The 6,616-nt window shown below is 72.6% G+C and carries 8 protein-coding genes and 1 pseudogene; 7 read left to right on the top strand and 2 right to left on the bottom strand.

Annotation, left to right across the window (positions count from 1 at the left end):
• Both F8271_RS28985 and F8271_RS28980 read right to left on the bottom strand, forming a co-directional pair.
• Positions 1-1,148 (bottom strand): aromatic acid exporter family protein (locus tag F8271_RS28985; protein WP_151493013.1); only part of this gene is annotated, 1,148 nt, incomplete at its 3' end.
• A gap of 194 nt (positions 1,149-1,342) precedes the next feature.
• The gene (locus F8271_RS28980; RefSeq protein ID WP_225854837.1) at positions 1,343-1,483 is read right to left on the bottom strand and encodes a hypothetical protein; all 141 of its coding nucleotides are present in this window, start codon (positions 1,481-1,483) and stop codon (positions 1,343-1,345) included.
• A gap of 241 nt (positions 1,484-1,724) precedes the next feature.
• On the opposite strand from F8271_RS28980, the gene F8271_RS28975 reads away from it, so the two are divergent.
• The 7 genes and pseudogenes from F8271_RS28975 to F8271_RS33530 form a co-directional block, all read left to right on the top strand.
• Positions 1,725-2,498: a DUF3153 domain-containing protein gene (locus F8271_RS28975; RefSeq protein ID WP_151493012.1), complete on the top strand. Its 774-nt coding sequence runs from the start codon at positions 1,725-1,727 to the stop codon at positions 2,496-2,498.
• A gap of 144 nt (positions 2,499-2,642) precedes the next feature.
• Positions 2,643-2,978, top strand: a complete 336-nt coding sequence (locus F8271_RS28970; protein WP_151493011.1) for a hypothetical protein — start codon at positions 2,643-2,645, stop codon at positions 2,976-2,978.
• An 11-nt stretch (positions 2,979-2,989) separates the two neighbouring features.
• On the top strand, positions 2,990-3,598 hold the full coding sequence (locus F8271_RS28965) for a glycine zipper family protein (protein WP_151493010.1): 609 nt from the start codon (positions 2,990-2,992) through the stop codon (positions 3,596-3,598).
• On the top strand, positions 3,595-4,281 hold the full coding sequence (locus F8271_RS28960) for a carboxypeptidase regulatory-like domain-containing protein (RefSeq protein WP_151493009.1): 687 nt from the start codon (positions 3,595-3,597) through the stop codon (positions 4,279-4,281). The genes F8271_RS28965 and F8271_RS28960 overlap by 4 nt, the downstream gene beginning before the upstream one ends.
• Positions 4,282-4,304: 23 nt before the next feature.
• On the top strand, positions 4,305-5,552 hold the full coding sequence (locus tag F8271_RS28955) for a phage tail sheath subtilisin-like domain-containing protein (RefSeq protein WP_151493008.1): 1,248 nt from the start codon (positions 4,305-4,307) through the stop codon (positions 5,550-5,552).
• Between the two features lies 1 nt (position 5,553).
• The gene (locus F8271_RS28950) at positions 5,554-6,036 is read left to right on the top strand and encodes a phage tail protein (RefSeq protein WP_151493007.1); all 483 of its coding nucleotides are present in this window, start codon (positions 5,554-5,556) and stop codon (positions 6,034-6,036) included.
• Positions 6,011-6,616: pseudogene (locus F8271_RS33530) on the top strand (hypothetical protein); the annotation flags it as partial. The gene F8271_RS28950 and the pseudogene F8271_RS33530, both read left to right, overlap by 26 nt.

Raw genomic sequence — 6,616 nt, 5'->3', positions numbered from 1 at the left:
CGGAGAAACCGCCGAGCGTCACGTCCCGCACCGGGGAGGCCGAGGGCTTCGTCGACGCGGGCGAGGACGGCGGCGTCGTCGTCGGGGTTGACGCCGCGGAGCAGGTCGATAGCCGTGGCCCGAACCTGACCGATGATCATGGCGAGCGGAAGGGCCTGCGTCGAGCCGAACAGTTGCCCGGCGGTGTGCACGGCGGCGAGGGCCGACTCGTCCGCCCGGCTGGCGTACCGGTCGGCGGCCTCGTCCTGGCCGTTCAGGTCGGCGGCGAGCGCGGCACCGGCCTCGCGGACGGCCTCGGCGAGCGACCGCAGCGCGACGCCCAACTCGGGCGGCACCGGGGTGTGCAGGCGGCTGAGCGTCACCCCGGCACGGGCCAGCACCCGGACGTTGCGTACCGCGTAGTCGATCTGGCGGACCGACTCGTCGACCGACCGTAGCCGGCCGATGTGCCGACGCCGCCGCACGTTGAGCCGCAGCGCCTCACCGGCGGCGAGCACCCCGTCGCGCAGACCGTCGACGCGGACGTCCATCCCCCGGGCCCGCGTCAGTTCGTCCATCGCCGCCGACTCGTCGCGGCGGTCCAGCGCGTCGGCGATGCCGGCCAGCAGGCCGGCCAGTTCGTCAAACGTGTGCCGCACCTCGGCGACCAGCGGCGCGAGCGGGTGCCGGGCGTCGACCAGCAGGCTGGCCGCGAGCGCCACCGCGCCGCCGATCAACGCGTCGACGAAGCGGAACGGCACCAGCGTCCCGTCCGGCGGCGCGACCACCACCAGGTAGAGCGCGGACACCGCGGCCTGTACCAGGGTCACGCCGGTCGCGCCGAAGGCGACCGCGAGCAGGACGGTGAGCAGAATGACGGTGAAGACCGTCCAGGTGCTGCCCGGCCCCAGCGCCTGCACCACCAGGTCCGCGACCAGCACCCCGGCGGCCACCCCGAGGATGACTTCGACGGCCCGCCGGATGCGCTGCCCCCGCGCCTGCCCGAGGACGATCAACGCGGCGGCCGGCGCGAAGAACGGCTGCGGATGCCCGAGCAGCCGGGTGGCGAGCAGCCAGGCGACGGTCGCGGCGACGGTGGCCTCCAGCACCGGCCGCCAGCCGTGCCGCAGTCGCCCGCCGGCGACCCGTAGCCCGGTGAGCCGCCGCATCCGTCCACCTCCCCGCACACCGCTCCAGCCGAACGGACCGGCACCGCGCCGCGCCGGGCGGTCCCGGTACCCGAACTGATCGTCTCCCATCACGTGGCGAACCGGCTCACCGGGCCGCTCCCCAGGCCCGACGCGCCGCCCATCACGCGGCGGACCCGCAGGCCGGACGCGCGCCGGCCGCACCGGCCGTCCGGTCAGCTTCCGGTCAGGGCACGCAGCAGCGTACGGACGGCGGTGGTCAGGTCGGCACGGCTGGCCGGGCTGCCGGGTGGTGGGGCGGTGAGCGCGCCGGCCCCGACCAGGCGGTCGAAGAGCAGACCGTCCACGAACGCCACCGGCGAGCTGAGAAGGCGGGCCGAGACGGCGGGCCGAGAAGGTGGGCGCTCGGCCGGCGGCGATCACCATCATCTTCGCACCGGAGGGGCGGCGAACCGCACGTCGGCCCAAAACTCCAGAATAGCCATTTGTGCCGTCGGCGGCCCCGGGTAAAGACGACAGTTCGCCGGTACAATCGGCGACTGCATTGTGACTGATCGCTGACTGCTCGTGGTGAAAGCGATCACACACACTGAGCGCATGAACAGGAGAGTCAACCGCGGTAGGGCACTCCGCGTCGCGGTGTGTCTCGTTCTTCTCGCCGCGCTGAGCGGCTGCATGCAACTCAACATGGGCCTCACCGTCAACGCCGACGACACGGTCGACGGGCAGCTGCTGCTGACGGCCCAGAAGTCCGTGCTCACCGCACGGAACAAGAACATCTCGGCGGCCTTCGCGGAGCTGCGGCAGAACATTCCCGCGCTGCCTCCGGGCGAGGAGACCGGCTACGAGGACAGCCAACTCTTCGGATCCCAGATCAGTTACCGCAAGGCGCCGCTGAAGACGTTCGACAGCGAGAGCGTGAAACTGGTCCGGGACGGCGATTTCTACCGCTTCACGTTGCCGCTCGATCCGAAGAAGTACGGCGGAAAGGTCGCCGAGCAGAATCCGCAGAACCAGCAGGCATTCATGAAACTGATGTCGTTCGAGATCTCGGTGACATTTCCGGGCCGGGTGATCGACAGCAATGGCACGGTCAACGGCCGCTCGGTCAGCTGGAAGGTGAACCCCAACCAGGACAAGCCGGCCGAACTGCGTGCCGTGGCCGAGGCGCCACCCCGACCGTCGACCTCGCCGGCAGCCGCCGGCGACGACAGCGGGTTCCCGTGGCTGCTGGTCGTCGGCGGCGTACTCCTGGTGGTGCTGCTCGCCGCGGTGGGCGTACTCCTGCTGCGTCGCCGCCGCCCGACGGCGCCGGCCGCGCCCGGTCCGACCGCGCCCGGTCCGTCTCCGGGCGCGGCGGGGCCCGGCTGATCCATCGGTGGCCGGCCCTGCCGGCCACGCCCGGCCCCGGCCGCCCCGCGACGACGGCGACCGGCCCCGGCGCTCCCGCCCGGGGGCACCGGACCTCACCTCCACCACATCCCGGTCGCACCATCGCAGAAAAGGGGGATCGCCGTGAACGATCTCTTCACCTGGGCCGCCCTGGGCAGCATCGCCGGCGCGAGCGCCGCCACCCTGCTGGCCACCAACGTCATCGGCGGCCTGATCGGCCCCAGCGGGGACAAGCTCCGCAAGTGGATCGCCATCGCCATCGCACTGCTGCTGTCCTACGTGACCGCGGCGTTCGCCGACGAGGCCGGCGGCGAGAAGTGGGTCATCGCGTTCTTCAACGCGCTGGTGATCTTCTCCGCCGCGCTCGGCATCAACCAGTTCCCGCCCGGCAACCGGCAGGCGACCCCGACCCAGGTCGCGAGCGGTCGCGAGCCCCGAGTCTTCCGCTCCTGGGTCTGAGGGGTGACGTCATGATCTTCGGAATTCTCAGCGCGGCGGTCCAGGTCTGCGTCGGCGCCGTCCTCGGCCTCCTGGCCGGCGGCCCGGTCGGCCTGCTCATCGGCGCCGTCGTGGGCCTGCTGGTCGGCGCGGTCTTCGGCTGGGCGGTGGCCTCCGCCGGGGTGTACGCGTCGGACGCGCGCGGCATCTTCCTCTTCGTCGTCGACCACACCTGGAGCCTGCTGAACACGGTCGTCGGGGCCATCTACCTGGCCGTGCACCTGATCTTCGGGCACTCGTTGGACCGGCCCACCTCACTGAGCAGTGGCCGAGTCAGCGTGGTGGAGGGCGTCTCACCCCGCTACGCCACCACCATCGGCACCGTCTGCGCCGGCTCCAGCTCGGGCATCCAGCGACACGAGGACGTGCACATCTTCCAGGCGCGCCTGCTCGGCCCGCTCTACATCCCGCTGGTGCTGGCGAACTACGTGCTGTTCACCATCGCCCCGGTGTGGCTGCTCTACCACGACCACACGAACGCCCCGATCAACCGCTTCACCCGGTACTTCGAGATCGGCGTCTACCCGCACGTGTGGAACGAGGCCATCGCGTACCGGATCCAGGGGACGCCGCCGCGATGACCGGGCGCGGACCGATCGAGACGGCCACCACCGAGCTGGCCACCTGGCTGACCGGCGCGGCGGGCGAACCCGTCCCGATCGGCCCGCCCCGCACCGACGGCGACGGGCTCACCCTCTGGCCGATGGATCTGCGCCCGGCCCGGCAGACCCGCTCCAGCGGCGCGGTCCGCGAACCGTACCGGTTCACGATCCGCTACCTGCTCTGCGTGACCGGACCGGCCGGACTGGACCGCCTCGACCGGGTGCTCACCGCTGCCACCAGCGACGGCAGCTACCCGGTGGTGCTGGAGGCCGGCGACCCCACCCTGTGGACGGCGCTCGGCGCCGCACCCCGCCCGGCACTGCTCATCGACGTGCCGGCGCAGGTGGACCACCCGACCCCGGCCGCGCCGCCGGTGCTGCGACCGCTGCGGCTGCACCACCTTGCGGTACGCAGCCTCGCCGGCCGGGTGGTCGGCCCCGAGGACCAACCACTGGCGGCGATGCGCGTCGAACTGCCCGGCAGCCCGTCGGCCACCCACACCGACCCCGACGGCCGGTTCCTCATCGTCGGCGTCCCGCACGACCCCGAACACCCCGCACCGGTACGACTGCGGCTGACCGGACGAGGGCTCGTGCTCACCGCCGACGTCGACGCGGACGAGGACGACATCGTCATCGTCTGCGCGCCACCGACCAACTGACGCCCACCCGCACAGGAGGACCGATGCCCAGCTACTTCTCCCCCGGCATCTACGTCGAGGAGGTCCCCAGCGGCGCCCGACCCATCGGACCGGCGAGCACCAGCATCGCCGCGTTCGTCGGCGTCGCCCCGGACCGTGGCGCCCACCTGGGCAAAGCGGTACCGGTCAACAACTGGACCGAGTTCCTGCGGCTCTTCGCCGGCGGGGACCAGGTGGAGAGCACCCCGCTGGCCCGGGCGGTCTTCGGTTTCCTCGACAACGGCGGCGCCCGCTGCTGGATCGTCAACGTCGGCGACGGCGGCGCGATCACCGGCACCGGCAAGCAACGCGGCGGCCTGCAACTGCTGGAGGCCATCGACGAGATCTCCATCATCGCCGCGCCCGGCTTCCACGACGTGGTCGCCCACGAGGCGCTGCTCAGCATGGCCGAACGGACCCGCACGATGGTCGCGATCTGCGACCCGGCGCCCGACATCGACGACATCGCCGCGTTGACCCGCGTCGCCACACCGTCGTCCGGCAAGCCTCCGAAACCCGCCGAGGGTGCCGGCGGCAGCGCCGCCGGCTCCGGCGGTCCCGGCGGCTCGGGTGGCGTGGACGGGGCGGCGTACCGGCCCCGGCAGTCCGAGTTCGGCGCCTTCTACTACCCGTGGCTGCGGGTCCGTGACCCGATCAGCGGGGAGCTGGAACTCACCCCGCCGAGCGGGCACCTGGCCGGCATCTGGGCCCGCACCGACGCCCTGCGCGGCGTCCACAAGGCACCCGCCAACGAGCCGGTACGCGGCGCCGTCGACCTGGGCTACCTCGTCACCCGGCCCGAACACGACGTGCTCAACCCCAAGGGCGTCAACGTGATCCGCTACTTCGCCGGCGAGGGCATCCGCGTCTGGGGCGCCCGTACGCTCGCCGCCGAGGCCAGCGAGTGGCGCTACCTCAACGTACGGCGGCTCAGCATCGCCATCGAGCAGGCCATCGCCAACGGCACCCGCTGGATGGTCTTCGAGCCCAACGACTTCACGCTCTGGCGTTCGATCCGCCGCGACATCGGGGCGTTCCTCACCCGCGTCTGGCGCGACGGCGCACTGCTCGGACGCAGCCCCGAGGAGGCGTTCTTCGTCAAGTGCGACGAGGAGACCAACCCGCCGGACGTCCGCGACGCGGGCATGGTGATCGCCCACATCGGCATCGCCGTCGTCAAACCCGCCGAATTCGTGGTGTTCAAGCTGAGCCAGTGGGCCGGCGGCACCGAGACCGAGACGATCGGAGGCTGACATGCCCACCACGGCCGCCCCGCAACCGGGCGCACCGGTCGACCCGTACCGGGCCTACAACTTCAGGCTGCTCATCAACGGTGTCACCAACGGCCACTTCACCGAGATGAGCGGGCTGGAGGTGAACATTCCCGGGCAGCCGTACCGGGAGCACGGCGTCGGCCGGATGCGGATGGTGCCGGGCCAGGCCGAGTACGAGCCGGTGACCCTGCACTTCGGGCTCACCGCGTCCCGGGAACTGTGGGACTGGGTGAACGCCACCGCGCAGGGCACCGTCAACCGCCGCAACGTCTCGGTGGTCCTGCTGGACCCGGTGGGCACCGCCGAGGTGCTGCGGTGGAACCTGATCGACGCCTGGCCCACCCGGTGGCGCGGGGCGCACCTCAACACGCTCAGCCACGAGATCGCCATCGCGTCGCTGACCCTGCGCTACGAGGGCCTGGAGCTGGAGACCGGCGGTGCCACCGCGCCGACCCCCGCGTAACTGGCTGGCCGACCGGCTGCGCTCGGCGGCCGGGGCGGCGCAGCGCCTCGCCGGGCGGATCGAGGAACCCGGCGTACCCGCGGAGCGCCCGGCGGACGTGCCGCGTCGCTTCGGGGAGCCACCACCGCACTGGCTGAACCTGGTCGCCGCACACGCCCCGGGCCTGCTGCGCGAACTGGACCTCGACCCGCCACCGACCGCCATACAGCAGACGCGGGGCGGCGACGACGGATTGTCGGCAGGTGACGCGGCGTCGACCGCTGCGGAGCGGCCGCGGTCCGGGGCCGCACGGCCATCCGGACGTGCGGAGGAGGTCCGGCCCGCCGCCCAGACCGTCGAGCCTCACGCTCACGGCGGAGATGGCACCACGGGTGGTTCCGCGGCGTCCGCGCGGCACGGTGGTCCGGGTCCGGGCGGTTTCCAGGCTTCCGGTACGACGGTCGGCCGCGAGTGGACGGACGAGTCCGGGACGACGGGCGGCGCTGGTCCCGCGGGGCGCCTCGGCGCAGCAGGCGCCTTCGGCGCAGCGGGCGGGTCCGGGACGGCCGGCGGGTTCGGCACGGCCGGCGGGTTCGGCACG

Origin of the sequence: Micromonospora sp. ALFpr18c, from assembly GCF_008868155.1 — a bacterium.
GTDB lineage: Bacteria > Actinomycetota > Actinomycetes > Mycobacteriales > Micromonosporaceae > Micromonospora.
This window is presented reverse-complemented; position numbering and strand designations above follow the sequence as displayed.